Source organism: Granulosicoccus antarcticus IMCC3135, assembly GCF_002215215.1.
Lineage (GTDB): Bacteria > Pseudomonadota > Gammaproteobacteria > Granulosicoccales > Granulosicoccaceae > Granulosicoccus > Granulosicoccus antarcticus.
The window spans coordinates 1,454,832-1,481,795 of record NZ_CP018632.1; the positions used below are offsets into that span (position 1 = coordinate 1,454,832).

24 protein-coding genes are annotated in these 26,964 nt (G+C 52.9%); 16 read left to right on the top strand and 8 right to left on the bottom strand.

The annotated features are described in order from the left end of the window. The first annotated feature begins 24 nt into the window (after positions 1–24). On the top strand, positions 25–1,029 hold the full coding sequence (gene iolG, locus IMCC3135_RS06240) for an inositol 2-dehydrogenase (protein WP_205737932.1): 1,005 nt from the start codon (positions 25–27) through the stop codon (positions 1,027–1,029). 23 nt (positions 1,030–1,052) lie between these two features. Here the strand turns inward: iolG and IMCC3135_RS06245 are convergent, their stop codons facing one another. Further along, entirely contained in the window at positions 1,053–2,273 is a 1,221-nt protein-coding gene (locus tag IMCC3135_RS06245; protein WP_157735797.1) for a winged helix-turn-helix domain-containing protein, read from the bottom strand. Positions 2,274–2,369: 96 nt separating this feature from the next. Here IMCC3135_RS06245 and IMCC3135_RS06250 point away from each other — a divergent pair, with 96 nt between their 5' ends. After that, the gene (locus IMCC3135_RS06250; RefSeq protein WP_088916819.1) at positions 2,370–3,230 is read left to right on the top strand and encodes a DUF533 domain-containing protein; all 861 of its coding nucleotides are present in this window, start codon (positions 2,370–2,372) and stop codon (positions 3,228–3,230) included. 372 nt (positions 3,231–3,602) lie between these two features. On the opposite strand, the gene IMCC3135_RS33935 is transcribed toward IMCC3135_RS06250, so the two are convergent. Next, a complete protein-coding gene (locus IMCC3135_RS33935; RefSeq protein WP_157735798.1) occupies positions 3,603–3,782 on the bottom strand; it encodes a hypothetical protein in 180 nt (59 codons plus the stop codon). Between the two features lie 49 nt (positions 3,783–3,831). On the opposite strand from IMCC3135_RS33935, the gene IMCC3135_RS06255 reads away from it, so the two are divergent. The 6 genes from IMCC3135_RS06255 to IMCC3135_RS06280 are packed head-to-tail and all read left to right on the top strand — an operon-like array spanning position 3,832 to position 9,261. Then, a complete protein-coding gene (locus tag IMCC3135_RS06255; RefSeq protein ID WP_088916820.1) occupies positions 3,832–4,476 on the top strand; it encodes a paraquat-inducible protein A in 645 nt (214 codons plus the stop codon). Beyond that, positions 4,449–5,072, top strand: coding sequence for a paraquat-inducible protein A (locus tag IMCC3135_RS06260; protein ID WP_088916821.1), 624 nt, complete (start codon positions 4,449–4,451; stop codon positions 5,070–5,072). Before IMCC3135_RS06255 ends, IMCC3135_RS06260 begins: the two co-directional genes overlap by 28 nt. Next, on the top strand, positions 5,069–6,742 hold the full coding sequence (locus tag IMCC3135_RS06265) for a PqiB family protein (protein WP_088916822.1): 1,674 nt from the start codon (positions 5,069–5,071) through the stop codon (positions 6,740–6,742). Before IMCC3135_RS06260 ends, IMCC3135_RS06265 begins: the two co-directional genes overlap by 4 nt. Next, positions 6,720–7,364 (top strand): PqiC family protein, encoded by a 645-nt coding sequence (locus IMCC3135_RS06270; RefSeq protein WP_088916823.1) that lies wholly within the window; start codon positions 6,720–6,722, stop codon positions 7,362–7,364. Before IMCC3135_RS06265 ends, IMCC3135_RS06270 begins: the two co-directional genes overlap by 23 nt. After that, complete coding sequence (locus IMCC3135_RS06275) at positions 7,361–8,146, top strand: ThuA domain-containing protein (RefSeq protein WP_088916824.1); 786 nt, start codon at positions 7,361–7,363, stop codon at positions 8,144–8,146. Before IMCC3135_RS06270 ends, IMCC3135_RS06275 begins: the two co-directional genes overlap by 4 nt. A gap of 50 nt (positions 8,147–8,196) precedes the next feature. After that, positions 8,197–9,261, top strand: a complete 1,065-nt coding sequence (locus tag IMCC3135_RS06280) for a Gfo/Idh/MocA family protein (RefSeq protein WP_088916825.1) — start codon at positions 8,197–8,199, stop codon at positions 9,259–9,261. On the opposite strand, the gene IMCC3135_RS06285 is transcribed toward IMCC3135_RS06280, so the two are convergent. Then, complete coding sequence (locus IMCC3135_RS06285; RefSeq protein WP_088916826.1) at positions 9,258–10,475, bottom strand: hypothetical protein; 1,218 nt, start codon at positions 10,473–10,475, stop codon at positions 9,258–9,260. The genes IMCC3135_RS06280 and IMCC3135_RS06285 overlap by 4 nt on opposite strands. Before the next feature lie 26 nt (positions 10,476–10,501). Between IMCC3135_RS06285 and IMCC3135_RS06290 the strand changes: the two genes are divergently transcribed. Continuing rightward, the gene (locus IMCC3135_RS06290; protein ID WP_088916827.1) at positions 10,502–11,452 is read left to right on the top strand and encodes a DMT family transporter; all 951 of its coding nucleotides are present in this window, start codon (positions 10,502–10,504) and stop codon (positions 11,450–11,452) included. Positions 11,453–11,851: 399 nt separating this feature from the next. Then, on the top strand, positions 11,852–13,156 hold the full coding sequence (locus IMCC3135_RS06295) for an acyltransferase family protein (RefSeq protein ID WP_088916828.1): 1,305 nt from the start codon (positions 11,852–11,854) through the stop codon (positions 13,154–13,156). 26 nt (positions 13,157–13,182) lie between these two features. Here IMCC3135_RS06295 and IMCC3135_RS06300 read toward each other — a convergent pair whose 3' ends face one another. From IMCC3135_RS06300 to IMCC3135_RS06310, 3 genes are read right to left on the bottom strand one after another with little or no spacing between them, the layout of a single operon-like run. Continuing rightward, positions 13,183–14,538, bottom strand: a complete 1,356-nt coding sequence (locus IMCC3135_RS06300; protein ID WP_088916829.1) for a sensor histidine kinase — start codon at positions 14,536–14,538, stop codon at positions 13,183–13,185. Continuing rightward, complete coding sequence (locus IMCC3135_RS06305) at positions 14,535–15,248, bottom strand: response regulator transcription factor (protein WP_088916830.1); 714 nt, start codon at positions 15,246–15,248, stop codon at positions 14,535–14,537. Before IMCC3135_RS06305 ends, IMCC3135_RS06300 begins: the two co-directional genes overlap by 4 nt. A 46-nt stretch (positions 15,249–15,294) precedes the next feature. Further along, positions 15,295–15,741 carry a Spy/CpxP family protein refolding chaperone gene (locus IMCC3135_RS06310; RefSeq protein WP_088916831.1) on the bottom strand — a complete coding sequence of 149 codons (447 nt, stop codon included), beginning with the start codon at positions 15,739–15,741 and terminating at the stop codon, positions 15,295–15,297. A gap of 163 nt (positions 15,742–15,904) precedes the next feature. On the opposite strand from IMCC3135_RS06310, the gene IMCC3135_RS06315 reads away from it, so the two are divergent. From IMCC3135_RS06315 to IMCC3135_RS06340, 6 genes are all read left to right on the top strand, one after another. Beyond that, entirely contained in the window at positions 15,905–16,546 is a 642-nt protein-coding gene (locus tag IMCC3135_RS06315; protein ID WP_088916832.1) for an NUDIX domain-containing protein, read from the top strand. Positions 16,547–16,896: 350 nt separating this feature from the next. After that, the gene (locus tag IMCC3135_RS34500) at positions 16,897–19,113 is read left to right on the top strand and encodes an Ig-like domain-containing protein (RefSeq protein WP_169727416.1); all 2,217 of its coding nucleotides are present in this window, start codon (positions 16,897–16,899) and stop codon (positions 19,111–19,113) included. Beyond that, positions 19,113–20,180 carry an OmpA family protein gene (locus IMCC3135_RS06325; protein ID WP_088916833.1) on the top strand — a complete coding sequence of 356 codons (1,068 nt, stop codon included), beginning with the start codon at positions 19,113–19,115 and terminating at the stop codon, positions 20,178–20,180. The genes IMCC3135_RS34500 and IMCC3135_RS06325 overlap by 1 nt, the downstream gene beginning before the upstream one ends. 30 nt (positions 20,181–20,210) lie before the next feature. Next, positions 20,211–21,563, top strand: coding sequence for a hypothetical protein (locus tag IMCC3135_RS06330; protein WP_157735799.1), 1,353 nt, complete (start codon positions 20,211–20,213; stop codon positions 21,561–21,563). A 4-nt stretch (positions 21,564–21,567) separates the two neighbouring features. Then, positions 21,568–22,017, top strand: a complete 450-nt coding sequence (locus IMCC3135_RS06335) for a tellurite resistance TerB family protein (RefSeq protein ID WP_157735800.1) — start codon at positions 21,568–21,570, stop codon at positions 22,015–22,017. Between the two features lie 45 nt (positions 22,018–22,062). Further along, positions 22,063–22,830: a spermidine synthase gene (locus tag IMCC3135_RS06340; RefSeq protein WP_169727417.1), complete on the top strand. Its 768-nt coding sequence runs from the start codon at positions 22,063–22,065 to the stop codon at positions 22,828–22,830. 41 nt (positions 22,831–22,871) lie between these two features. Here the strand turns inward: IMCC3135_RS06340 and traF are convergent, their stop codons facing one another. Both traF and plsB read right to left on the bottom strand, forming a co-directional pair. After that, positions 22,872–24,302, bottom strand: coding sequence for a conjugal transfer protein TraF (traF, locus tag IMCC3135_RS06345; RefSeq protein WP_088916837.1), 1,431 nt, complete (start codon positions 24,300–24,302; stop codon positions 22,872–22,874). Positions 24,303–24,417: 115 nt separating this feature from the next. Then, complete coding sequence (plsB, locus tag IMCC3135_RS06350; protein WP_157735801.1) at positions 24,418–26,868, bottom strand: glycerol-3-phosphate 1-O-acyltransferase PlsB; 2,451 nt, start codon at positions 26,866–26,868, stop codon at positions 24,418–24,420. Between the last annotated feature and the right edge of the window lie 96 nt (positions 26,869–26,964).

Genomic DNA, 26,964 nt, shown 5'->3' on the forward strand with positions numbered 1-26,964 from the left:
AGACAACGGTGCGGCAACTCAGTCATGGCAGAAAAAAAGGTGTTTCGTATTGCAGTAATCGGAGCTGGCCGGATAGGCAAGGTCCATGCAATGAACATCCATCAGCACCCTGAAACGGTTGTGCATTATGTGGTTGACCCGTTTGCAGAGGAGGCGGCTAATTCACTGGCAGACAGGGTGGGTGCTCAGGTGGTGGAACCTGAAAGAGTATTTGCCGATGAGTCTATTGATGCTGTAGTTATCTGCTCGGCCACGCCGACTCACAGTGATCTGATCGAGAAGAGTCTGTTAGCTGGCAAGGCAGTTTTTTGCGAGAAACCGATTGATTTGTCTATTGAAAGAGTTAATGCAGTTCTGGAAAAAACACGGAATTGCACTGCGCCATTTCTTTTGGGATTCAACCGGCGGTTTGATCCGGCAGCGGCAGAAATGCAGGCGCGTGTGCGAGCTGGCGACATTGGTGATGTGGAACTGGTCACGGTGATATCCAAGGATCCTGAGGCACCGCCGATCGAATATGTGCGAGAGTCAGGTGGCCTTTTCAGAGACATGACCATCCACGATTTCGACATGGCCAGATTCCTGTTGGGTGAGGAACCTGATAGCGTTGTTGCCACAGCTGCAGCACTGACCAGTGAGGGTATTGCTGCAGAAAAGGATATCGATACCGCCTGTGTCACTCTGCAATGCCCGAGTGGACGAATGGCTGTCATCACCAATTCACGACGTGCCTCCTTTGGTTATGATCAACGTATAGAGGTCCATGGATCCCTGGGTTCACTGCGTACTGAAAACGTTCCAACCAGCACACTGGTATTGGAGAGGGCTGAGGGTGTACGCCGAGAGACACCCATGCATTTTTTCATCGAACGGTATCGGGATGCCTACCGACTGGAGTGGGAGCATTTTGTAGATGTACTCAATGGCAAAGCTGAACCTTGTGCAACGGGCATCGACGGGCAACGTGCCTTGTTAATTGCCAATGCGGCCTATCGTTCTTTGGAAACGGGCAAGCGCGAGCTTATCTGAATGAAGGTTTGACCCCGCTGCTATTATCGTTTAGCGGGGTGTTCTGATCTGGCAGGCAGCGGACCTGCGGAGCTGACCCCTGCCAGTTTTGCCAGTCGAGCCAGCTCCTGTTCAATTTTCGCGCGGCGAGCTGTTGTTTCTTGAATGCCAGGCTCAAGCCACCAGGCGCGAGTTTCAAGCTGATCGTTTGATCGGTTTGCTCTGACATCGATGCGACCCGTCATGCGATTACCTTCCAGCATGGGATAGACGTAATAACCATAGCGGCGTTTAGCCGCAGGCACATAGATTTCTATACGGTAGTCGAAGCCGAATAAATTTTGCAGCCGCACGCGATCGCGGACAACCGGGTCGAACGGGCTCAGTATGCGAACACGGGGTACCGGTTTTGCATCGTCGAGGATCTGCTGTTCCAGCTCGGCCGGTGCGTAGGCATTGATGCGGTTTCCCTGTGTATCCAGGTAGGCGATTTTCATCACTGGAATACTGGGTTGTAGTAACCAGGCATGGACTTCGCTTAATTCGCAGGCGTCCCAGAATCGCTGTATTTCAATGGCACTGGCAAATCCGAGCCGAGTCAATGCCTGTTCGCATAGCCAGTTGATCTGGGTCTGTTCATCCAGTTGTTGAATGCGAAAACGATCCGGAATAATGCGCTCGGTAAGATCATAATACTTGGTGAAGTTCTTGCGATGAGAGACGCTGAGTGTGCCGCGCAACCAGAGATAATCCAGAGTCAGCTTGTGGGCAGGCCGCATCCATGCATGGTTCGATTTGTCGACAGCTCCTTGTTGATATTCTGCAAGATCACGAGAGCAGACAGGCCCGTGTTTCTCAATATGATTGATTAGGGTACTTTGTAAACGCCGATCTCGCATTGCTTGTCCCCAGGCACCGCCGCTGTAGCGTGAGGCTCGTCTTTGTTGTTGTCGTTGCCAGTACGGATAGGTGCTCATGGGCAGAATGACTGCATCGTGGCTGAAGTGTTCAAACACGGAGCGTTCGCCTTGCATCAGCTTGTCGTAGGAGGTCTGCCGATAGGCAGACTGACGACTCCAGAGTATGTGATGGTGAGCGCGAGACAGAACGCCAATGGAGTCCAGCTGGACCATGCCTAGTCGTGCAACCCGGTCGGCAAAGGCTGTCACCTGTGGTTTTCCACAAGGCGAGCTGGCAAGGCTTTGGCGATTCAGCCAAACCTCACGAGCCTGTTTATTGGTCAATACAAATGAACTGTCAGACATCGTGTCATCTATCAGAAGCCTTGAGTGATTGGGGTACACTGCATGGTACGCGCTGTAGGTACAGTGAAGTACACAGTTTAAGAGGAGTGTCATAGTATGAGCCTGGTAAAAACTCTGGGAAAAATTGCGATTGGAATCGCAATGGCCAAAGGTGTTGGCAAGATGGTTAATGGTGGCGGCGCCGCAGGAACAAGCGGTGGTGCTGGTGGTTTGGGTGGCTTGCTAGGCAGTGTTCTTGGAGGGCAGCAAGGCGGCCAAAGTGGCGGCCTGGGCGGCATGCTGGGTAGTGTCCTTGGTGGCGGTCAGCAAGGCGGCCAAAGTGGCGGCGGTCTGGGTGGCATACTGGGTAGCGTCCTTGGTGGCGGTCAGCAAGGCGGTCAAAGTAGCGGCGGCCTGGGTGACATGCTGGGCAGTGTCCTTGGCGGCGGTGCTGGTGGCGGAATGGCAGGGGGATTGGGTGGTTTGCTGGAGAGCATTTCTGGCGGCGCTTCTGGTGCCTCAGCCAGTGCGACCAATGTGCCGGCACCGGCAGGTGGCAGCCTTGGAAATCTTCTCAATTCCGCACTTCAGGGCGAGACCATTCCGGAGCCTGAGCCGGCTCAGGAAGATCTGGCTCGCATATTGATTCAAGCCATGGTCAATGCTGCAAAATCCGATGGCAACATCGATCAGGCAGAGCAACAGAAAATCGTTGCTAACCTGGGCGACGAAGTCAGTGATGATGAGCGCCAGTTCGTCCTTAGTGAAATGAAGGCACCTCTGGATCTGGAAGGTTTTATCAAGACCATTCCCCGTGGTGCGGAAATGCAGGTCTATATGATGTCTCTGCTGGCTATTGACCTGGATTCCCGTGAGGAAGCACAGTATCTGGACACGCTGCGCAAAGGTGTGAGCATGAGTGAAGAGCAAGCCAATGCCATCCATGAAAAACTGGGTGTGCCAACGCTGTACAGCTAGATCCGAAGCTGAGACTCGATGTGCCCGACTGTTGTGGCACTGAGAGTGGCAAAAGAATGCTGCTGATACTGGCTTTGGTATCAGCAGCATCGCAATTATTTCAGAGATACATCAATATCAGTCTCTTTGCCCCGTCCCTTGATTCCGATTTTCGGCGCTAAGGGGTAGTTAGTATTTCACGAGCCTCAAGATTCGTTGCTGGCTGAGTGATTCGATCAGCGACTCCATGCCGCAGCGCAAAACTGCAGGCAGAGCGCTCATCCTCCCTCCCTTGGTGAAACCGCCTGTGGATCCGGCCGTTACCTGTAAGGAGTGCTTCAAGCTGTATCGTTTCAGCGGTGTTAACCCGTCTTTGGGTGCGCAGGCGCTATTTCAGCATTGAATCTGGCACAGTAGACGCAACCTTATCTCTTCGATCATCAATAATTCTGCGGCTGATGCTGACGAGCTTGTCAATGTCATGGCTATTGCCATCATGGCGACAAGGCCGGTTCGTTGCATGATTTCACTGGTGCCGTTGCAGAGTAACCCCGAGCTTGTATAAAGTCTCACGTACAATGCGCTCCTGCGTTGTATTCACTGAAACCTGTACCGTATTGACATGACATCCGTACCCGGCAGTTCTGACCCACAGGCGCCCGTTGACGATCTGGTTGCTTGTCCGGGTTGCGACTTGTTGCATCACCGACGACACTTGCTGATCGGTGAGCTGGCCCGGTGTGAGCGTTGTGGCGATATTCTGCAGTCGAACAAGTTTGACTCCGTAGACCGGACACTGGCGGCGGTACTGGCCTCGATCGTCTTGTTACTGGTGAGCTTGTGCCTGCCGTTTCTGTCGCTGTCCAGGGCAGGGATCAACAGCACCATTTCTGTACTGGATGCTGTCTCGTCTTTGTGGTTCAGTGACATGCTGTGGTTGGGTACACTGACACTGGCCTTCATCGTTTTACTGCCACTTACTCGCCTGCTCTTGCTGGCATGGGTGCTGGGCCGAATTCGATTTCAGCGAAAAATTCGCCGTGGTATGCGGATGGCATTCCGTTGGTCCATCCGCATGGAGCCCTGGGCCATGGCGGATATATTCATGGTGGGTGTCGTCGTCTCACTGGTCAAGGTGAGTACATTGGCGAATCTGCATACGGGATTGGCTTTCTGGTCGCTACTTTTGCTGGTAGGGCTTTCGATCTTCATCAATCTGACGCTGTGCAAGGATACGATATGGGCAGTACTCACATACAAGGACTGAGTGCGCGTGATGCCGGGCTCAAGGCCTGTACCTCATGTGGCGCGTTGCAGGCAATAATCGATGACACCCTGTGTCGACGATGTGGTGCGAGTGTGCATTCCAGGCGCAGCAACAGCCTTCAGCGCGTATGGGCTTTTCTGCTGGTGGGTGTGATGGCCTATATCCCTGCCAATATCTACCCGATCATGCTGACACGTTCATTTACCGGTAATACCTCTGATACCATTCTCAGCGGCGTCATGGTACTGATCGACGATGACAGTTATGGTGTTGCGTTGATCATTTTCATTGCGAGTATCTGCATTCCCGTCATCAAGTTCGTGGTCATTGCAGGCCTGGCGCTGAATCTGCACTACGATTGGGATATTTCCAAGCATACGCAGCATCGACTGCATACGCTTACCGAATTCATTGGCCGGTGGTCGATGATTGATGTATTCGTCGTAGCGGTGCTGGCTGCATTGATTCAGTTGGGCGCTATCATTTCCATCGTTCCGGGTGTCGGTATCAATGCCTTCGCCTTGTCTGTCGTCTTTACCATGCTGGCGGCAAGCTCGCTGGATCCTCGCCTGCTTTGGGATCATTCGGAAAAATGAGTAACGATATAAAAGAACCTGCCAACTCCAACGTCGAGCAAGCAAGTCGACATTCGAAACGCTTGTCACTGACGTGGCTCTTGCCCCTGTTTGCCATTCTGTTCGCAGCCTGGGTGTTGTGGGACTCTTATACCGATCGAGGCCCTCTGGTTGAAATATCCTTTGAAAATGCAGGCGGTGTTGTCGCCGGTGAAACGCGTGTCCGGCGTAACGATGTCGATGTGGGTAAGGTTGAGTCAGTACGCCTGGCAGATGATCTGACTTCAGTTATCGTCAGTGTGCGCATGCGACCTCAGGTATCTCCTTATCTGGATAATGATACGAGTTTCTGGATCGTCAACGCACGCATAAATACCACGGAAATTTCTGGTCTGGGCACATTACTGTCAGGCTCATACATCGAGGTGGATTGGGATGACGTTCCAGGCGAGCGCCGTTCGGAATACGTCGGGCTGACAGAACCACCACTAACCACCCCTGGTACGCCTGGGTTGCGTCTGACGCTGAATGCTGCTGAAGCCGGTTATATCTATGTAGGTTCGCCTGTTTTTCTGCGCCAGATTGAAGTTGGCAGAGTCGAGCGTCGAAGATTGTCTGAAGATGCAACGAAAGTGCTTTTCGATATCTTCATCGAGGCGCCATACCACAAGAATGTTTATCCTGGAACGCGATTTTTTGCCGTATCCGGCATCGAAGGATCAGCAGGGGCCGATGGCGTCTCGATCAGAGTCGAATCCATTTCGACGTTTTTCACGGGGGGGATCGCATTTGAGAACCCACCGGAGATAACGGGCGACGTACCAATAGCCAGTGCCGGCAAACACTACAAGCTATTCGGTTCCAGATCCGAAGCGCGAGACAGCCTGTTCGATGGCGAAGATGACGAGCGTTACCGTTTTCTCGCCCAGTTTCCGGGTTCCGTCAAGGGTCTTCGAGCCGGTGCCCCCATTGAATATAATGGCATGCGAGTAGGCAGTGTTGGTAGTGTCTCTGCAAACCTGCCTAGCGATCTGGGCGATGAGGGCAGCGCCACGGCTGTCTTGCAGTTCCAGCCCTCAATGCTGGGCCTGGCCGATGTGTCAGAAGTGGACTGGCAACAGGCTATCAGCAAGCTGGTGGCAGGCGGACTGCGAGTGCAGCTCTCCAGCGGTAATCTGCTGACAGGCACGCTGATTGTCAAACTGGTCACGCGACCAGGATTGTCCGATGAGCCCCTTGATCTGTCCACCAAGCCTTATCCGACCTTGCCGGTTATGGCAACTAATGTTGATGCGGTCACTGCGGATATCGAAACACTAATCAAGAACCTCTCACAACTACCGCTGGATTCTCTGGTCAGTGAAGCGGCGGGTGTGCTGCAAGACGCCAGAAAATTGTTGGGCAGTCCTGATATGGCAACCTTGCCGAGCGATCTTTCAGCATCCATGTCGTCCATTGCCAAGGCGGCAGGGCAGGTGGAAAAAGCAACCGCTGATCTGCCGGGGCTGATCAACTCGCTTGGCAGTGTGTCGCGCAATGCGAACGATGTGCTTGAAGGCTTGTCACCGGACTCTGAAATCTATTATGAACTTTCCTCTGCAGTGAGAGAATTGGGCCTGGCGGCCAAGTCAATCGCCGCATTTGCCGAATTGCTGGAAGAGAACCCTAATGCCATTCTTACTGGTCGCTAATATCATGAATGCGAAATTCTGTCGTTCTGGCCGAGTTGTTACCTTGCTGCTGGCAGTCAGTTTTCTGAGTGCTTGCGGCAGTGTTCCGCAACCACGGTTGTATCTGCTTGAATCACCGGCAGGGCAAGAAGGTGAGGGCGTGACCCCGCCTGCTCCTGAGCTGCGCGAGCTGGGGGTCGTCATGGTGAGCTTGCCGGGTTACGCCGTTAATGCACAGATTGCCAGCCTGGCTACCAATGGCTCGGTGACTCAAGACAACGATCACCGTTGGGCCGAGGACCCCGCCATGGCTATCAACCGCTTGTTGGTTGATCGTTTACGCAAGCATGCCGATACCACAGTGCTCACGGAACCCTGGCCGCGCGATTACCGGCCAACCGCACGCGTAAAAGTGGTGTTTGATCGTCTGTTGCGTGAGCCAAGTGGTGGTGCAGACATGTCCGGACAGGTTCAACTGCTTTCGGGTGATGGTCGAAAACTGCTGAAAATCATGCCTTTCGAATTTGTGCTCAATGGACAAGATACTGCAAGGCAGGCATTCTTCGTTGCTGTTTCTCAAGGCGTGGATGATATCGCTCGAATGGCGATTGAGGCCTTGCAGCAGCTTGAGCTCAAATCATGACTATCAGAGCATTGGTATGGGGTGAGAATGTCCATGAGCAGACTAACGCCGATGTGCGCTCCTTGTACCCTGATGGCATGCATACGCTGATAGCGCAGGCGCTAGGCAAGGACAGTGCTATCGAGGCCAGTACGGCAACGTTGCAGGATCCTGAGCACGGTCTGAGTGTGGAGGTCCTGGAGAAGACCGATGTACTGCTGTGGTGGGGGCATGCAGCACATGGTGACGTCAGTGATGCGATCGTTGATCGTGTGCAACAGCGTGTTTGGGAGGGAATGGGTTTGCTGGTGTTGCATTCCGCTCATTTCTCAAAAATATTCAAACGCTTGATGGGTACCCCGTGTTCATTGACTTGGCGCGAAGCTGGGGAGAAAGAACGTGTCTGGGTCATTAATCGCTCGCATCCCATCGCAGCGGGTCTGGATCCATGGTTCGAGTTACCACAATCGGAAATGTATGGTGAACCCTTTGCCGTTCCGGAACCCATGGAAACTGTTTTTACATCCTGGTTTCAGGGGGGAGAAGTATTTCGTTCTGGCTTGACCTGGCAGCGGGGGGCAGGGCGAATCTTCTATTTTGGACCCGGCCATGAAACTTACCCGATCTATCATGACCGCAACGTGCAACAGGTCTTGCGCAATGCTGTGAGCTGGGCTGCCAATGCAGCGCCGGACTGGAAGGGTATCGAACAGGCACCCAATCGACCGATCTCTGAGGCTCTGGAACCGATAGAGCAACGCGGTCTCAGTTTGCATCAAAACGGTGATGAAGGCTTCAAGTAGGGCTACTCACTTATCATTTTGACGCTACCACTTGTACTGGACAGATAGACATGAGCTCACTGAATGTTCTGCTGGTTGGAACGGGCCGCATGGCGGAAACCCATGCTCAGCGGTTTGCTGAAATTCCGGGTGTCAGCGTCCTGGCAGCTGTTGATGTCAATGCTGATCGTGTACAACGCTTTTCTGCCATGCACGGCATTGCTCACTCCCATACGCAACTGGATGAAGCTTTGGCGGCGCATAGGCTGGATGCCGTGAGTGTGGTTACACCGGATGCCTTGCATGCTCCGGTGACTCTGCAATGTCTGGCCGCCGGACTGCCTGTACTGTGTGAAAAACCATTATCAGATTCCATGCAGACCAGTCAGGATATGGTGGCGGCCGCAAATCGTGCAGATGTTCTGAACATGGTCAATCTGAGCTACCGGGTTTCAGGAGCTTTGCATCTGGCCCGCGAATGGGTTGACCAGGGACGAATAGGTGAAATCAGGCATGTGGAAGCCTCCTATCGGCAAAGCTGGTTATGCAGTCCATACTGGGGTGAATGGTCAACTGAGGAAGCCTGGTTGTGGCGTCTTTCAACGGCACACGGTTCCAGTGGTGTATTAGGTGATATTGGTATTCATATCCTGGATTTTGTAACGGCAGGGGTAGGTATGGATATCACTGGCCTGCAGTGTCGGTTGCATACCTTTGACAAAGCACCGGAGAATCGTATTGGCGAATACGTGCTGGATGCGAACGACTCTTGCGTTCTCAACATGCAGATGGAGAATGGCGCCTTGGGCGTGGTGCATATGTCACGCTTCCAGACAGGCTATTTCAATGATTTATCATTGACCTTGCACGGTACGCAAGGCGCATTGCAGCTCAGTACCGGCCAATGCGGAGACAAGCTGCGAGCTTGTCTGGGAGAGGATCGGCATATACCTCAGTGGCAGGACGTCGAAGTTGTTGCCCAGCCGGATACCTTCGAGCGTTTCGTTGGCGCTTTGAAGAAAGGTGAGACCGGTTCTCCCGATTTTGCACATGCAGCCTTGTTGCAGCATTACTTGCAGCGCTGCCTGGATAGTCATGAGCAGGGACGTTGGCTGGACTGCGACCCCTTGCGCTAACGTGTGTAGCCGGTCATCTGGTTGATGACCATGCGGTCCAGCTCGATCTCGCGCCTGACTTCCAGAGCCTGTTCAAGAGAACCGTCTGAATCCAGTTCTGAAAGCTGTGTATTCAGAAGCTCTGTTTCAGCATCCAGGGACTCGGCATGGCGCATGATTCGCTGCAGAATCTGCGTTTCATCACCATCGCTGTAACGCTCTATTATCTGCACACGTAGCGGGTCGGCAAAGCGCTCCTGTCGAAGCTCATTTTGTAATTGCCGTAATTGCTGCTGCAAGGCCTTGATCAGATCATCATGATCGCTGGGCGACAGATCATCGGGTAAATCACCGATATGCTCACAATAGAGCGTCAGCAGGGTATTGATGTCCTTGTTCTGACGAGCCTGCAGGCACTGACTCATCAACTCATGCTTTTCTGCCTTCAGAGTATCATCTTGCTCAAGGTCGGGATGTAGCACGCGCGCCAGTTGACGAAAAAGTCGATCGATCGAGAGACGTTGTTCCAGTTCGGAGACTTTTGCATCGACATCCAGTGCATCGTTATCAGCCTGGCCGTCGTTGCCAGATAAGTCCTCGTCAGAGAGTGGTGGCTGATCGCCTGAGGGGGCCTTGTCAGTGTGATGGTCTGTCTTGGCATTGCCAAGCGAATCGTCCCGATCCTGATCGTCTCTGGCTGGAGCCGTTTTGTGCCAGCCGAAATCGAAAACGACATCATCGTCATCAAGTTCATCATCTTCATCGTACTCTGTGTAGGAAGAGCCGCTCGTTCGGCTGCTCTTGCTCTGCAGATCTGCACCCGTGCGAGAGGACTCTTCCACCTGGACATGTTGCCAACGCTGAACGAGTGCTTCACGTTGTTCTGGCGCCAGGAAGGGATGCGCACTTAATGCACGCAAGTTGTCGGTAATCCAGAGTGCCAGCAAAGCTTGCTGTGCGCCTGACAAGCGAGCTTGTTCATAGTGGTCCATCAGGCGGTTACTCAGCGCCGAGTAGACGCCAGTAAAGCGTGTTTCGCGAGGCAGAATATGCAGCCTGAACAAGCTATCGACTTGCTCCGCCTGTTGCCGCCACTGGCTTAGCTCATCGCGGGTCAAGCGGATGGCTTCCCAGAGTCGCAAGTGTTGCGGTGGCCTGTGAGGCTGGCGTTTGCCCGCAGGTGTCTTGGCGACGCCCTTGCGATGATTTCTCGGTGTGAGTGGACTAAATGACATGGTGTTTGATGATACCCTCCTCGCCCATGAAACGTTGGCAAGCAAATCTGATTCTGCTGATCGCAGGAGCTACTTGGGGGATGGGGTTCGTTGCCCAGGCAACGGCGATGGACAGCATTGGTCCATTTTTGTTCATTGCTTTGAGGTTCATTGTAGCCTCCGCGGTTGTACTGCCGTTTGCGATGCTCGAATCGCGCCGTCAGCGTAGCTCGCAAGCTGCCCCACTGGTTACGGGTGACTGGCTCAAGTTCTCTTTGATTGGTTTGAGTCTGTTCGCTGGCATGGCGACGCAGCAAGTTGGCTTGTTAAGCACCAGTGTGACCAACTCGGGGTTCCTGACAGGCTTGTACGTTGTCTTCACGCCGATCCTGGGGATTCTTCTGTTCCGGGACTTCCCGCATCGCATTACCTGGGTCGCAGCCATTCTGGCTCTGGCAGGCATCTATCTATTGTCTGGCGGTAATCTTGGCGAACTGGTCATCGGCGATATGCTGACTATCGGTAGTGCCGTTTTCTGGTCATTGCAAGTAGTCATGATTGCCCGGTTTGTTGGTCAGTCTGGTAGGCCGCTGGCACTCTCCCTGACGCAGTTTTCAGTCACCGGCTTTATGGCTCTTGTCATTGCTCTGGTGTGGGAGCCAATTGTCTGGGCTGACATCCTTCAGGTCGCACCGCAAATCCTCTACTCGGGAATCGTTGCCAGTGGCTTTGCTTTCACGTTACAGGTGGTCGGGCAGCGGTATACGACCGCGCCTCAGGCAGCCATCTTTCTTTCCTCAGAAGCACCGTTTGCCGCGTTTTTTGCGTTCCTGTGGCTGGATGAGAGAATCGGGCTGATAGGGTTGGCAGGTTGTGGCCTGATTTTCATTGCCATGCTGGCTGTCGAGCTGGTCCCACCGTGGCGAGCTTCTGCCGCCAACAGGGCTAAGGCTGCCTCTGAAAAACTGGTCTCACATACCATTGTCGATAATGCCTGATTGTCCTGTTCGGACTTTGTGAACGCAGGTTCAATCAATTACTGATTAACGTGATCCAGGTCTCGGCAGTAGTTTCCACGGCCCTGGTTATGCAGAAGAGATTCGGGGTTACACTATGTGAATTATCGTGTGACCTCGGACCCGCACCGACGACACTATTTTTGCTGTGAAGCGGGGGCAAAAATGACGACTGGGTTGTGATTGTTCCCATAAGTCATTGATTCTCTATAGGCACAGAGGCTTGTCATATTATTCACGGCTGTTGGTCAGAGCCGACCAATCCGTCCAATGTGGCCGATTTGTCAGCTTCATTAGTGACATTGTCATCAAAATTCCATACGCCTTTTGGGTGTGTCTTCTATCATTGATAGGCTTCTTAACCGGATTTACGACAGCGGTATGTCGGAGTTGGTTCCACAAATACAGTTAGACACACGCGAACGTATCGCCATGGCACGCATGCTCTGCGTGCTATGCATGATATTCGTGCATGTGCCCGATGGCCAATCCATCGCTCAGGTCTATTCCTTGACGACTGGCGGGTTCGCAATTTTCCTGGAAGGGTTTCTCGTGGAGGGGCCAGGGCGTGCCAGTGCCGCCTTGCTCAGTGTGGTGTCAGGCTACCTGGCGGCGACCACGCTACTCAAACCTGGAAGCTCTGTCTGGTCTCTGTATCGTCGTAGATTCGTGTCCATCATTTTGCCTATGATTTTCTGGGCATGTGTCACCTATGTGGTGTACCTGGTTGTCTCACAGTCGCGTCCCACGTTTCTGGAAGATGCCAAGACGGTATTGGACAAGCTCAACATCATCTTCTTCATTACCGAGATGCCTCTGGGGGCCACCATGCACCTGGGTTTCCTGCGAGATCTTTTTGTCTGTGTGCTGTTGTCGCCATTGCTGCTGCTGGGTATACGACGCATGGCGTGGTTTGTCTTGCCGATGTTGGGAATGCTCTACGTTTTCGAGCACAATCAGTCGTTCGTTCTGATTCTGAGGCCGTTGGTGTTGTTTGCTTTCTCCATCGGTATCTATCTGGCGGTTCGAGGCGCCCGTCTGGATGCGCTGGACCGGCTGTGGCCGGTCTTTGTCATGCTGTCTATCATTGCTACCATGATCATACTGCTGGCCAATAGTGGTGTGGGCGATACAGCGGTGCAAGCTTTTGCCAAGCGAGGATTGGAATTCGACGAAACTGTTCTTTACCCTTTTGGCAGGCTGTTCGGCTCGTTGGCAATCTGGACGCTCTTGCCGTGGTTTTTGGGTGGCAAACTGCAAATCTGGGTTAAACGGTTTACGCCTTACCTGTTTGCAGCGTTCTGTAGCCATTATTTGATGTTGACGCTACTGTTCTATGGCGGCTGGTCACCGTTATTTGGCGGGCGACAATCCGATTCTTTCATTATCTGGTTTCTGTCGGCACCGCTGGTCTCCATGGCCGTTGCTGTTATGGTGGTGACGGTCGCTCAATGGGTCGCGCCACCATTGGCAACGCTCATCACCGGAGGGCGTTTGAAAACTGCCAAAGCCGGTGCCAGCGTGGATGCACTGGGAGAGCGTCGCAAGCAGGGTGTTGCAGTGGGTGGCTGGTTGATACTGGCGAGTGCCTACGAAGCTGTCAGCGGTTTCATCAGTTCGCTGGTCAGAGGGTGGTTTGAGGCAAGTAGACGGTTGCTTCTGGGCCGTGCAGGTAGAGAGGAATAGCGGCGACAGTGTTCTGGCTTTGTGAGCTACCGACAAGGTAGTTCGACCAGTACGCGAGTGCCTGAGGATATCGAAGGATCGCTGTCGATACTCAAAGTGCCATCATGAGCCTCGGCAACGAGTCGTGCAAGGGTGAGACCCAGGCCAAAACCACCAGTTTCCCGACTGCGTGAAGGGTCCGGTCGATAGAATGGGGTGACCACATCGTCCAGGTGCTCGCGGCTGATCCCCGGTCCCTGGTCACTCACTGTCAGTCTGATTCGATCGGCAGATGCCTCTAGCGACACTGACAAGCTGACTGTGCCATCATCATTCTTACCGTGTTGAAGTGCATTCAAGACCAGGTTGCGTAGCAGTATTCTCAGCCGTGCAGCGTCGCCTATCATGAGAAGAGATGTTGCCTCTTTCGCTACCTGCAGTTCAATTCCCGGGGCTATATGTTCCAACTCGTTGCGAAACAATTGGTTCAGATCCAGTGACTCGGTGTTGAGCACTGAGTGGTTATTCTGCAATTGCTCGGATTCCATGATGTCCCTGATCATGCGTTCCATATCCGCCAGATCGTCCTGAAGCCTGTCGCGGATCCGTGAGTCGGGGAGCAATTCGGTATTGATGCGCGCTCTTGTGATGGGGGATCGTAATTCGTGGCTTACCGAGATCAATAGTTGGCGCTTGGCATCAAGTATCGCCTGCAGACGAGCGGCCATTGCATCGATGCTATTGGCCAGGTTGTCCAGGTCGCTTCGTCCCCGGCGAGCAATGCGATGATTCAGATTACCATCACTCATCAGACCGACACTTTTCTTAATTTGCCGGATTGGCGACAATTGTCGGCGAATAAGCAGATAGCTGCTTGTCAGAACGATAGCCAGAGCGGCCAGGGCAAGCAGAAGCTCGTCGTTGAATCGGCCGTGTCTGGGGCTGGGTGTGCGTAAGTCGAAATAGATCGTGTATTCGCCGTCTCTGATTCTCAACACTTGTTGTGGGCCGCCACGAGGTGAGATCGTGATTCTCGACAGATCACTGCCGAACTTGGCTTCCAAGTGTTTTTTGCGATTTTTACCAACCGGTTCGAATTCAAGGTCATCAACGTCCAGAGGACTTTCGGTGGTGGCGTGAAGCAGTATGTCCTGGCGATAGATATGGATATCGACAGGTAGTCGGCCGGCAATGGCATCCGCCTTGTCTGGCTCGGGTGGGCTGCCCAGGTCCTGCTCCACATATTGTATGTACTGGACCAGGTGAGGACGTATGGAACGTACCCACTGACCACTCAGTCCTCGACTGAAAAGAGTGACAAGGATCATGATGACCAGTGCCGATGTAACAATGAATATGCCGAGCAGCCTCAATGAGAGCGATGATGACAAAGCCTTGATCATGTGGCTGGCGGGCCCGGGGGTTCAGCTACAGGCAACACAAAGGCATAGCCGGCACCGTGCAAGGTGCGAATAGGTAGCAATGGCTTGAGCTTAGCGCGCAATCGACTGACCAGAATATCAACCGAGCGGGAGAATAGTTCGTTCTCAGTGCCTTTGAGAACGCTGAGAATCTGATCGCGGGAAAAAGCGGTGCCGGGGGACTCGCTCAGAAGTTGCAGTAGCGAAAACTCCATGGTCGTCAGTTCTACCGCTGAGCCACCGACGACAACTTCACGTTTCAGCAGGTTCAGGGACAGGCCGTCAAAATACAACTCTGTGTCTGCCGGCACAATGGTGGATTTTGCCAGACGTGCATGTCGGTTGATATTGACTTGTAGCCGTGCAACCAGTTCTCTGGGGTCAAAGGGTTTTGGCAGGTAGTCGTCAGCACCAATTTCAAGCCCGACTATGCGGTCAGTGACATCACCACGTGCCGTCAGCATGATGATGGGAATATCACTTTCTTGTCGTATACGTTTGCAAACCTCAAAGCCGTTCATCTCAGGCAGCATCACATCGAGGATGACGGCGTCGTATTGGTCTCTGGATAGTTTGTTCAGGCCAGAACTGGGGGTGAGTGCCGGTTCGATTTGTATATCAAAGCGAACGCAGTACTCTCCCAGTGCCTCGGCCAGTTTGCCATCATCGTCTATGAGAAGTACTTTTTGCATATAGGGCAGCTTAATGCAATTATTGTTTAAACTTGCAGATGTCCGTCTAGTTCTCGTCTTTTTCCTTACGGCCCCGGTGCCCGCGCTTTTCTGCCATTTTCTGGATCTGTTCTTTCTGTTCGGCAGACAGGCCGTCGAAGAAGCCTGCGGCGGCTGCGACTAGTTCCGGTGCATTTGCCTGGATGGCGGCTGCGCGGTCATTGATCATGGTCAGGGCCTGGCCTTGGTCAAAAGTATCAGCTGTGATCAGATCGCTCATCTGCGAACGCAGAGAGCTGCCATCGCCTTGCATGAGTTCACGGGTCTCGGTCAGCTCATCAGCAAAAATCTGCAGAGCTGCACTCTGAGTGTCATTCAATTCCAGTTTGCTGCTGATGCGCTCTACCATTTTCTGGCTGCGGTCACCGTCACCCCGAGAGGCGTAGGCAGAGGCTCCGATTGCAACAATCGACAGGGTTGCAACGGCTATGATGGTTTTTCGGAAATGTGTCATGGCTGTTTTCTCTTTTCAGGTGTGAGGTGGCGTTTTTAATGGCCTGTATGCGATACAGGGCGTAATGAGAGTATCGGCTCGATAATCGCTGGATAGATTTCAGTAGCGCATCAGCATGTAACACCGTGTAACGAGTAAATCAGTAAGGAGTTATTCTGCAGTAATGAAAATCGATAAATTGAGTTCCAAGACCACCCCTGCAGAGTTTGATCCTCGCGCAAGGAGCACTTCTGAGCGTATTCGAGTGCATTCGCGGGAAGTCTTATCCGATCAGTGGGCGACCCTGGAGAAGGTTACGTTTGACTATCAGCGTGGTGACGGTCGTTGGCAGCAACAACAGCGTGAAATCTATCATCGTGGCCATGGTGCTGCCGTGCTGTTATATAACCTGGAAAAACGCACCATAGTGCTGATACGTCAGTTTCGATTTCCCGCCTGGACCTTAGGTGGTGACGGCTTTCTGCTGGAAGTCCCTGCTGGCATGATAGAAGCTGAGAATCCCGCTGAAACCGTTCGTGCTGAGTCAGAGCAGGAGACAGGCTTCATTATTGAAGAGCCGCGTTTTTTGTTTCGAGCCTACGCAACCCCCGGTTCTGTTACGGAGCAGCTGTATTTCTACGCGGCGGCCTATGACAGCGAGCAGCGCTCGGGAGCCGGTGGTGGGCTGGAGGAGGAAGGAGAGGATATCGAAGTGCTGGAAGTAACCATAGAGCAGGCTGTGGAATGGGTGGCGTCGGGGCTGATCATGGATACCAAAACCATCATTATGGTGCAGCACGCTCAATTACAGCTCTTTGGTGTTTAAACCATTGAGTAAAATGACAAAATTAGACAATTGTCAGGGGCAGGGACGGCCTTGTCAGTTAAAATGGAACTAATACAATTCGGCTTGAAAGTCAATAATGTGACGGTTCGTATTTCTGCTGAATGGATTTGACTCTACTAGACTCGCTTTAGCGTATGACAGTGCGGAGCGTATTGATTTTGATACTCGCACGCTATTGATCTTGCTATTAGCGCTTATAAAACAAATTGTCCGGAGCAACCATGACGAATAGCGTAAGACCGAAACAAGCCAGGTGCACAAATGTTGCGCGGGCGAAAATCAAAGAAAGCAGCCCACTACCTGGCATGATTGCCGGAGTTCTAGTCGGCATGGTGACTGTATCTGGAGCACAGGCTGATGGCCAGGTCAGCAGTATCACGACAGAGTTGAAGCCGGCTACCGCGTTTAGCTATACCGCTGAAGGTATCGAGTATCAGTGGGGCATGGGATCGAATCAGATCATGCAGGGTTTTGTCGCTGACGGTCGTAGCTTTGGTTATGCGATGTCTGCTGACCGGGTGGAGATTCAACGACACGATATTCCCGGAGTTACGACAGGTGAGCCTTGTGGCCTGTTTGTCGAACGACTGTCCGATGGTGATGCATCACGACAATTTGCAGCCGACTATCCCAGTGATGGTTCCGGCACCGGAAATTGCGATATCGCGAAGATGCTGTCCAGCCGAACATTGAATCGAGGTGTTGTCGATGTGTTTTCCAATCAGTTACCTGATGCCAAGAATATCGAACGACTCGATTATCTATTTGACTACGGTGTTCTGGCCCCATTTTCTGCCAGTCAGATGAACCTTGCTGGTCATGTTGCCGCAGAAAAAGGCAGCAATAACCCAGTGAAGATGGCAGCTATCCTTTCGTTGGACATACTTGGACAGCCTGCTTCTTATGGTTCGATGATGCTGGTCGAAGCAAATGGATGCAGCGAGCCTGCAACTTGTTATGGCGTAACCGATCTGCAGCATCAGTATTCTTTTCTGCAGAATGACTTCAATGAGCCGCAGGGTTTTCCTGTCGAAACCGAGCGCTCGCATGAAACGGTGGGCATGGTATTTGTCTCTGCTGACAAGCTAGGGCTTCAGCCGGGGCAGCGCTACTACGGTTTTTCTTTTTTCGCCGATGATGTCAATGCCGAAGAGCACAACCTGCTGGATCCTTCCAGCTTCCCGACAGATACCGCCGACAACTACGTTGTCTCTGGCGATGATGCAGATATCTATGGTGGTTTGTCCGGATACTTTGTCGCTGACGACATAAGCGTAACCACTGGAGCGATCTTCAACGATATCGATGGAGATGGCATACGAGACGATGATGAAGCCGGTTTCAGCGATATCGAAATTACGCTCTATGAAGATGTCAATGGCAATGGAGTTGTAGATTCGGGCATCGACACGCCGCTGGGTGATTCGATTGACTCTGACATGAGTGGAAATTTTGTATTGCCGGGTCTTCCTGATGGTAATTACATTGTTGAGATGAACGAGCAGGATCCTGAGTTGCCACCAGGACTGATCAATGCACCGGGCACCAATCCTCATCCGTTGACGATTGCTGGTGGAGATTCGGATCCAGTCAACTTCCCATTTATCAATCCGAATGGCAACGGTGGCGGGTCTGGCGATGGCGCAACTGATGCTGGAGCTGGTGACGGTGGTGCCGATGGCGCAACTGATGCTGGAGCTGGTGACGGTGGTGCCGATGGCGCAACTGATGCTGGAGCGGGTGACGGTGGTGCCGATGGCGCAACTGATGCTGGAGCGGGTGACGGTGGTGCCGATGGCGCAACTGATGCTGGAGCGGGTGACGGTGGTGCCGATGGTGCAACTGATGCTGGAGCCGGTGACGGTGGTGCCGATGGTGCAACTGATGCTGGAGCCGGTGACGGTGGTGCCGATGGCGCAACTGATGCTGGAGCGGGTGACGGTGGTGCCGATGGTGCAACTGATGCTGGGGCAGGTGACGGCGGTGCCGATGGCGCAACTGATGCTGGAGCAGGTGACGGCGGTGCGACTGACGGCGGTGCCGATGGTGGGACCGACTCTGGAGAAAATGATGGTGGCTTGAACGATGGTGTTGCTACCGTCGCAGTCGACGATGAGTTTGAGGTCAATCAGGGGCGTTCAGACACATTCGATGTCCTGGCGAATGATTCCGGAGATGGCCTGACACTGATTAGTGTCAGTGATTCATCCAATGCGACCATCACCATTATCGACAACGAGGTTAACTACCGTCCAGATTATGGCTTCTACGGAAGAGATACCTTTGTCTATGTGCTGCAGGATTCCAGTGGCGAACAGTTCACGGGCAATGTCGTGGTCGATGTGATTCGATTCAGCGATCTCAATCAGAATGATGTCAATGACTATGCCGAGTGCGATTGCACTGATCTGACCTTGCAAACCGGCGTCAACGGATCTGGCGTAGGCAGTCTGTCCTTGTTTGGCACATGGGTGCTGTTGATGGGAGTAGGTGTACGTAGATTGCGTCGGCGAAAAGCGAACATCTCTGAACAGGGAGTATCCTGATGAAAAGCGAACTATCCACAACGGCAAGTAATGATCAAACTGTCAGAATAGTTGCCGCATCGGCTCTGCTGCTGGGTGGCTTGTTGTTGTCCGTTCCCCAACAGTCCTATGCAGAGGACTTCACGCAGCGCGTATACGTCACTGGCGGTGTGGGTGTGACGCGATTAGAGCCTGAATCTCCCACTCCTGCATTGAGCATCAGTGATAAAAGTGATGCTGGTGCTCATCTGGGTCTGGGTTACGATCTGAGTCGTATATTCAGTGTCGAAGCCTATGTGGCGGACTTGGGCGAGGCTGAGGTCGAGTTTCTGGGTGTTTCTGCTGGCTCGATCGATTATCAGGTGTATGGCATAAGCCTGTTGGGCTATCTGTTCAATTCACGTAGCGGCTCTGCATTGATTGATTCGGATACCAACGGTCTGTTTCGACGTGAAGGATTGTCAGTGTACGGCCGCGCAGGAATCGGACATATGCTCAATGATTCCAATGGGGTTGCTTATAAGCGAGATTATCCGACACATGCGGCTTTCGGTCTGGGGCTCGAGTACGGTTTTCGCAACGGAGTTGCATTGCGTACAGAGCTCATGGGGATGGACACTGATGCCAGGTATCTGAATGTTGGCATACTAAAACGCTTCGGAGGTGTGCCTGTCGCACCGGTGGCTCCGGTTGAGCCCGAAGTCGTGGCGAAAGCGTTGCCTGAGCCTGAACTGCCGACACCAGAACCGATGGCTGCACCGTTGGTTCCACCGTTGGTCTATTTCGAAGTTGACCACGCTGAGCTTAATGTCGAAGACCGCCAGAAACTGGATGATTTCGCTACGGCCATGCTGGAGAACGATATGACTATCCAGATTGATGGGCATACGGATTGGATTGCAAAAGAGCAATACAATATGAGCCTGTCAGTGCGTCGTGCGGAAACCGTGTTCAATTATCTGGCTAGCAAAGGGTTGCCAGAAGAGCGGATGACGACGATGGGTTACGGGGAAACGCGTCCAATCAGTAATAATAATACTGCCAATGGTCGCGCCCTGAACCGTCGTGCGGAGCTTCAGATAAAGTAATAGCAGACGTTGTAATACAGGGTTTGCGTCATGATCACTACATGGATGTGGGTGCTGTTTCTGATTGCAACTTTGACAGGGTGTGGTGGCTCCAGCGGTGAGCCACCTGCCGGTACCCAGCCTCTCATCCCGGATGATGACTCTGACGTAGTGGTCAGAAGTGATATCCGGGATGTTGATAAACTCTTTGTTTACCGTAGTGATAGCCCCTACGCGCCGGTGCTGAAAGAATGTGCATTGATTGATGAAATCAATGATGGCTGTACTTTGGAAGTACTGCCTTTCATTACACAGGCAAGCCCTGTTTTCACGAAAGAAGACATCCTGGATCGACTCCTGGTCACGCATGATTGGATGGGAGAGCGTTTCGAGGCACTGTTGAATGAAGCGCCGGAATACATGATCCCGCTGTTTGGTTCTCTGACCTCAATTGTCATTGGCAGCACCGTGCGGCCCTCTAATTACTGGATCGGTACTGGTGGCATCCAGCTAGACCCTGCCAACCTTTGGCTTAGCATTGAAGAGAAGGCAAACGTCTCAATCGTCGATGACTTCCGGAGTGATTTTGGCAAGGAGCTGCAGTTCTGGGATATGGCTTCGCTTCGCATTGATGGACGTCCTGCTATTCAGTTCTTTAGTCTGAGCAGTCGGCAGGAGCGCACTTTCAAAGATATCCTGATCCCGGTATACAGGCTGCTGTACCATGAGTTGGCGCATGCCATGGATTACCTGCCAGTCGCAAGCATAGCTAGCCTGGATTCAAGTCTGGTGCCGGCAGAGGCATTGTCTGCCAATAGCCATTACTTTTTGTCACCACAGCTGTATCTGGATTTGCCCCTGTATTCGCAGGTGCTTTACGATCTGGCGCAAGTGAGCTTCCAGGGTGGGAAGGTAACTGATGTGCAGAAGAATCTGACACCCTTGCTTGTAGGTTCAGAAATGGCGATTGATGGTGCACTCGAATACTACGGGTACAATACCTGGCGCGAAGATCTGGCAACGCTGTTTACAGCCGTCATGATGAAAAAAGATTTCGAAGTCGACTATTTTCTGGCATTTGTAGATAAGCCAAAGGACGAATCAGAATATAGCTGCAGTGAGTTAACGGTAGGTTGGGGGGTGAAGAATCGACTTGCGGACCCATTGGTCGCACCTCGTGCAAAATGGGTTGTAGATAGTATCTATGGTTCCTCTGCTCAGTTTGACGATTTCTTCGCCAATCAGCTTGGAGAAGCCGTGGCGATGACAGAAGGGCTGGACTGGTGTGCCAATCGAGATGTTGATCTGCAATTTACAACGACGCACAAATCAAACTTGTCATTGGACAATGCAGTTGATCGACAACTTCAATTGAATGGCGAACGACAAATCCATACTCACTGACACTATGATTACTAAATGGTTTGACAAGATCGCTGCGGCGCTTGATCCCAATGCATCGGCCGAAGTATCGGCATTGGATATCGAGCGTGTCAGCGCCATTTTGCTGGTAGAGATTGCGCGTGCCGATCATGTTATCGAGCAGTCAGAACTGGAGGCAATCAAGAAAGCTCTGGGGCAGTCCGGAAATCTGACGCAGGAGGAGTTGACGACAGTGGTGGAGGAGGCCACTAGCGACGTGGATGGCGCGGTTTCACTATATGAGCATGTACGCTTGATCAATGATCAGTTTGACCAGCAAAGCAAGATCGCTCTGGTCGAACAGATGTGGCGCGTCGCGCTCGCCGACGGTAATATCGACGGCTATGAGGAATATACCATTCGCAAACTGTGCGATCTGCTCTACATCAAGCATCGTGATTTCATGCAGACAAAACTCAAAGTCATCGAAGAATAATGCGCATGCCGGGCGAGGCGTGAGTGGACGCATTTGTGTTCTTCAGTGACTGACAGCAGACTTGATACCAATATGACACTTCTCTGGGAGCACAAAACCCCTGACACACACTACAGTGTGCGCCAATCGGGTGCCTCCATCAGGCTGTATAGCAACCGCGTCTTTCATAGTCAGTGGAATCCTGACAAGCCGTTTGCCGGCGGTGTCTGGGATTGCCTGAGCCTGCCGGTTCTGTATCGACCGGTGACAGAGACACGACGAATACTATTGCTGGGTGTGGGGGGAGGGGCTGTCATACGACAGCTGCAGAGCATCTGTGAGTTTGCCGAATTATCGGCTGTCGAGATCGATGCCCAGCATCTGGACATTGCGACACGCTGGTTTGGCGTTACGGATGATCGTGTGGAGCTGATTCATGCCGATGCCATCGAATGGCTGGCAAATTACTCCGGTGAGCCTTACGACCTGATCATTGACGATCTGTTCGGACATAGTGAGGGCGAGCCCTTGCGAGCCTGCCCACTAACATCAAACTGGGTCGAACAGCTGCGCAGCAATCTGACAGCCAAGGGCTTGCTGATAGTCAATTGCGTCACTGCGCACGAGCTGAAGCAGGCGTTACCGGTGTTCAGCGACTCAGGCTTGCGTCATGGGTTTCGATGGACCTTGCCAGCCTACGAAAATGCAATTGGCGTATTGAGCCAGGAGAGCCTCCAGGCACGACAATGGTCAAGGCAGTTGGAAGATACCGGGTTGGACAATGCAACCCAGCGTCAGGCGAGAGCAACGATCAGGCGCCCGTTGAGATATTAGGAGCCTGATCGCAGTAGATCAGTCTATTTTCGGACAGGTCCCTAGAAGCTGTAGGCAAGCTGGAAACCGGCTTCCAGAGACTCCAGACCATTCAGACGTGCACCGATTTGCAGTGGACCAAGGCCGACACCCAGACTCAGAGAGGTTGCGTCAGTGTCTCGTGAGTTATCGATACTGACGCCACCGCGTATTGCCAGCTTGGCCGTGCCGAACTCCAGCCCTAAACCCATTTTCTGAGTTTCGAAGTTGTCGACCTTGGCTTCATTAAGAGCCAGGTCGCCGCTGACACTGAGCATGCCATATTGATACAGGGCACCAACAATCAGTTGTGGCGTTGTTTCAAATTCGAAGTCGTTGGCTGTCTTGATGGATTCAGGAATGATGTTACGCAGCACAGCTGCGAGGCGCACAGGATAGGAGTGCAGTGCCATTGACGCACCAGCGTCGAGCGTAAATGAGTTCTCGGTGGCTTCGCTGTCATCGAGCCGATCTTCGATGGACGGATTTGAATCGTCAAATTCGTCCTGCGCTCGAATGAGAACATCATAAGCACGCAGGGCGGAAATTTTCGGTGTTATGCCGGCATCAATGTCGTATTTTCCGACTTTGAATGAACTGGCAATACTGATACCGAGTTGGGTTCGTATCAGAACGGAGCCGTGTGCCTCTGAGGTCAGTACATCTTCAGGTTGCTGGACTTGCAGTGTAGCGCCCAGTGCATCGGCTTCAAGATAGGGTGAGTCTTCTGCCTCACCCAGAGTGAGGACGTCATCTCCCAGAACTTCCTGAAAATCTGTTATGTAAGTCCGGTCACCTTCTGCGATATCCGGAGTGCCTGATGCGGTGCCACTGACTCGCAGATTGACAGCGATGGGGTATTGGTTGCTTGTGAATGCGACTCCCATATCCAGCGTTGCCTGAGCGTCGATAGTTTCATCATCGACCGTGTCCAGAATATCCAGCAATTGAGTGGAAAGGTTGGCCACCCCGGTGGTGCCGTCCACGCAGGTCTGATCTCTTCTGTCCGGGCTAGGCGAGAAGGGATCGCACTGTACCTCTCTGGTACCCAGGGCTGCCACCTCGTCGTCTATATCATCGAACAGGTTTTCATTGTCATCATCAGTCAATGTGTCAATGGCCTCGCCAGAGTCCCGAACTTCAGCCGCCATGCCAATACTGAAGTGGAAGGTCTCCTTGCGTTGCTGCATCGCCATGAGTGAAGCAGGATTATCCACAGCACCGTGTACACCCTGGCCGTTGGCAATGACAGAGCCACCCAGAGCGATGGAACGTGCATCAGCAGACCATGCGGGAGCGGCCAGCGTCATCGTCAGTAATGCGGTGGCAACCATGGCCGCCACTTTGCTGCTTGTCAGTGTGTTTGCTGAAGTGTCATCGCCCGGGCTGCGTGGGTCTTTGAGGCAGACGGAAGATGCATCCGTGAACGAATTGCTGCAAATTGGACGGGACATTGAAACCTCAGGGTCAGGTCAGGAGCGTTTACGGGGATGATTACCCGGGGCTGCCTGAATAAAATGATGAGAGACCTGAACTGCACTTACTGTACCGAAGCTGCGGGTTTGCAGATTACTGAATGTTACCGGCTGCCAATGCGGCATTGATGATAGCGTGCCGGGTTTGCTCACTAAGCAGGGTATGTGCCTTGCCCTCCACCTCGAGCATTGATTTCTCGGGTGTCAGTCTATCGTCATGAACGGCCACGTAACCTTGCTGGATCATGCGCTCCACAAAAGCCCGGTGCAGATGTTTGTCGTATAACTCAGCTGCATCAACACCGCTTGTATTGGCAAGACGCTCGGCACTCATCTGGTTACGCAGCGCCAGCTCATCTCTGGTAATACCGCCTTCGTGCGCCCTGGCCAGTAAAGAGGCGCACAGATAGTTACGTTCAAGTCCGGGCATGACGACTTGTGCCAATCGCATCAGGGAGAGCGCCTGAATGGTGCCTGCTGAGGCGCGATGCCACTTGCCATCGACCTGCTCCAGCAGGCCTGATTGCATTAACGCTTGCAATGAGCTGTCGATTGTCGACTCGTCTGGCTCTGTTGGAAGGAAGAGCTCTCCTTGCAGAAAGGGGAATGTCAGTTTGATCAGCTCCTTCAAATATGTCTCGCTTCGGGTGCGGCTGTTACTGAAGGCGGCGGCGATGAGTGCTGGTAGTGTCAGCAAATGCAGGATGTTGTTTCTGAAATAGGTCAGTGCTGCCAGTTGGCCAGGCTTTGGCTGAATGAGAGGCCCGATACTATCCGAGTAGGTCTCGATGAAGCCGAGTCGAGTGCCATGCTCAATCAAATCGTCAGCATTGATGGCAGGCACAACCACCGGTGTGTGCGCATGTGCCTGACTTAGAAGTTGGTGGTATATGTCGATCTGCAACATCAGTTCATCGCGACTGATGCGCCCCCGTGGCGTTGCCAGCAGGGTGATGGCTAGCAAACTGATAGGCGTGACGCAGGCCGCTTCATTGATATTTTGCATGATGCTGGAACCCAGAGTCTCGACAACCGGATGCAGCCAGTCGGGGCGTTCAAGGGGCGCAGGTAATTGACGCCAGTTGCTCTGATGACTATCAAGGATCGTATCCAGCGCTATCGGTTCGCCGAAATTGACATGCACCCGACCATAGTCTTCCTTGAGTGTGCGCAGTGCCTTGACCAGTGCAAATATTGTCTCCTTTTGCTTCTTGCCACCTGCCAGTTCGCTGGTGAATGAACGCCCTTCGAGTAATCGCTCGTAGCCAAAGTAGACCGGAATGAACATCACCGGTGTCTTGGGCTCACGAAGATAGGCGTGCACGGTCATGGCCAGCATTCCACCTTTGGGGGGCAGGAGTCGGCCAGTACGGCTGCGTCCACCTTCCACGAAATATTCAAGCGCATGTCCGCGTTGCAGAATTTCCTTCAGGTAGGCGTTGAAAACGGCTGCGTATAACGGATTTCCGGTAAAGGTTCGTCGCAGGAAGAAGGCGCCTCCACGGCGTAGCAAGCCGCCGACAACAGGCAGATTCAGGTTGATTCCGGCAGCGATATGCGGCAGTGAATATCCTTGCATATAAAGGATATAGGAGAGTAGTAGATAGTCTATATGGCTGCGATGACATGGCACATAGATCAACTCATGGCCATCTGCAACAGCCTTCAGTCGGTTGATTCCGGACAGCTCGACGCCGTCGTAGAGCTCGTTCCATAGCCGGGTAAGCAGATTGTGCAGAATGCGAACGGTTGGATAGGACACATCAGCCGCGATCTCGAAAGCGTATTTTTGTGCCTGGCGACGTGCCCGCTCTACAGGTTTGCCGTCTGATTCCTTAACGATAGCCTGACGCACAGCATCATCTGCCAGCACATGATCGATCAATATGCGTCGGTGTGACTGGTCAGGACCAAGGGTGGCGATGCGTCTTTGCCGGAAGTGGACTCGCAATACACGGGAAAGTTTACGCTCAAGTATCCGGGGGGCCTCACCGGTATTCTTTAACGTATTGAATGACAGCGGTTCACTGAAGCTGAGCAGTGTATGTCGCCCATGAATCAGTGTTGTGATGAGCTTGCGGGTACGCCCTGCAAACTGCCAGTTCTCTGTGAACCACAAACGCCAGATAGAGGACTCCTTGTCCGGCGCCCGGCCCCAGTAGACGCCGACGGGGACGATTTGCAGCTCGCCGGCATCGGCATCGATGTCCAGACCAGCGCTGACCAGTCTGTTCAGGCGTGCTGAGATAGTGGGGCGCAGCTTGCGAAAAATGCTGCCCTGGCGTGATTTAAGCACATCCACGGATGAGCTTTCTGTGTTGGTGCCGTAAAGCAGTTTGTCAGTAGGGTCGGGCAGGCCATGTTGTGCGCAGGCCAGTTGCAGCGCACAGCGATCGGCCACGCCACCCACCTCCAGCACGTACAGAACGGGCAAGTCAGGATCGATCAATGCACTTGGACTGTCAGGCAATACCTGAGGTTTCACCCATATCGACAGAATGCGTAACGGTAGATTTGTGATAATACGGTAGGTAGTGTTACGCATGAAGGCAATCAGCAAGCTCGCTCATCGGTCAGGTTTCCAGTCCGCTCCATGGTGACGCATTACCAGTAACTTGCACAAGCACAGAAGAGTGATGGG

What these genes read in the sequence shown, in the direction of transcription:
- IMCC3135_RS06315 (WP_088916832.1), top strand. Translation starts at nt 15,905, where the DNA reads ATGAAAATCGATAAATTGAGTTCCAAGACCACCCCTGCAGAGTTTGAT.
- IMCC3135_RS06310 (WP_088916831.1), bottom strand. Translation starts at nt 15,741, where the DNA reads ATGACACATTTCCGAAAAACCATCATAGCCGTTGCAACCCTGTCGATT.
- IMCC3135_RS06285 (WP_088916826.1), bottom strand. Translation starts at nt 10,475, where the DNA reads ATGTCATTTAGTCCACTCACACCGAGAAATCATCGCAAGGGCGTCGCC.
- plsB (WP_157735801.1), bottom strand. Translation starts at nt 26,868, where the DNA reads ATGCGTAACACTACCTACCGTATTATCACAAATCTACCGTTACGCATT.
- IMCC3135_RS06255 (WP_088916820.1), top strand. Translation starts at nt 3,832, where the DNA reads ATGACATCCGTACCCGGCAGTTCTGACCCACAGGCGCCCGTTGACGAT.
- IMCC3135_RS06305 (WP_088916830.1), bottom strand. Translation starts at nt 15,248, where the DNA reads ATGCAAAAAGTACTTCTCATAGACGATGATGGCAAACTGGCCGAGGCA.
- IMCC3135_RS06290 (WP_088916827.1), top strand. Translation starts at nt 10,502, where the DNA reads ATGAAACGTTGGCAAGCAAATCTGATTCTGCTGATCGCAGGAGCTACT.
- IMCC3135_RS06275 (WP_088916824.1), top strand. Translation starts at nt 7,361, where the DNA reads ATGACTATCAGAGCATTGGTATGGGGTGAGAATGTCCATGAGCAGACT.
- IMCC3135_RS06280 (WP_088916825.1), top strand. Translation starts at nt 8,197, where the DNA reads ATGAGCTCACTGAATGTTCTGCTGGTTGGAACGGGCCGCATGGCGGAA.
- traF (WP_088916837.1), bottom strand. Translation starts at nt 24,302, where the DNA reads ATGTCCCGTCCAATTTGCAGCAATTCGTTCACGGATGCATCTTCCGTC.
- IMCC3135_RS06295 (WP_088916828.1), top strand. Translation starts at nt 11,852, where the DNA reads ATGTCGGAGTTGGTTCCACAAATACAGTTAGACACACGCGAACGTATC.
- IMCC3135_RS06335 (WP_157735800.1), top strand. Translation starts at nt 21,568, where the DNA reads ATGATTACTAAATGGTTTGACAAGATCGCTGCGGCGCTTGATCCCAAT.
- IMCC3135_RS06270 (WP_088916823.1), top strand. Translation starts at nt 6,720, where the DNA reads ATGCCATTCTTACTGGTCGCTAATATCATGAATGCGAAATTCTGTCGT.
- IMCC3135_RS06250 (WP_088916819.1), top strand. Translation starts at nt 2,370, where the DNA reads ATGAGCCTGGTAAAAACTCTGGGAAAAATTGCGATTGGAATCGCAATG.
- IMCC3135_RS06265 (WP_088916822.1), top strand. Translation starts at nt 5,069, where the DNA reads ATGAGTAACGATATAAAAGAACCTGCCAACTCCAACGTCGAGCAAGCA.
- iolG (WP_205737932.1), top strand. Translation starts at nt 25, where the DNA reads ATGGCAGAAAAAAAGGTGTTTCGTATTGCAGTAATCGGAGCTGGCCGG.
- IMCC3135_RS06300 (WP_088916829.1), bottom strand. Translation starts at nt 14,538, where the DNA reads ATGATCAAGGCTTTGTCATCATCGCTCTCATTGAGGCTGCTCGGCATA.
- IMCC3135_RS06245 (WP_157735797.1), bottom strand. Translation starts at nt 2,273, where the DNA reads ATGTCTGACAGTTCATTTGTATTGACCAATAAACAGGCTCGTGAGGTT.
- IMCC3135_RS06325 (WP_088916833.1), top strand. Translation starts at nt 19,113, where the DNA reads ATGAAAAGCGAACTATCCACAACGGCAAGTAATGATCAAACTGTCAGA.
- IMCC3135_RS06260 (WP_088916821.1), top strand. Translation starts at nt 4,449, where the DNA reads ATGGGCAGTACTCACATACAAGGACTGAGTGCGCGTGATGCCGGGCTC.
- IMCC3135_RS06330 (WP_157735799.1), top strand. Translation starts at nt 20,211, where the DNA reads ATGATCACTACATGGATGTGGGTGCTGTTTCTGATTGCAACTTTGACA.
- IMCC3135_RS34500 (WP_169727416.1), top strand. Translation starts at nt 16,897, where the DNA reads ATGGTGACTGTATCTGGAGCACAGGCTGATGGCCAGGTCAGCAGTATC.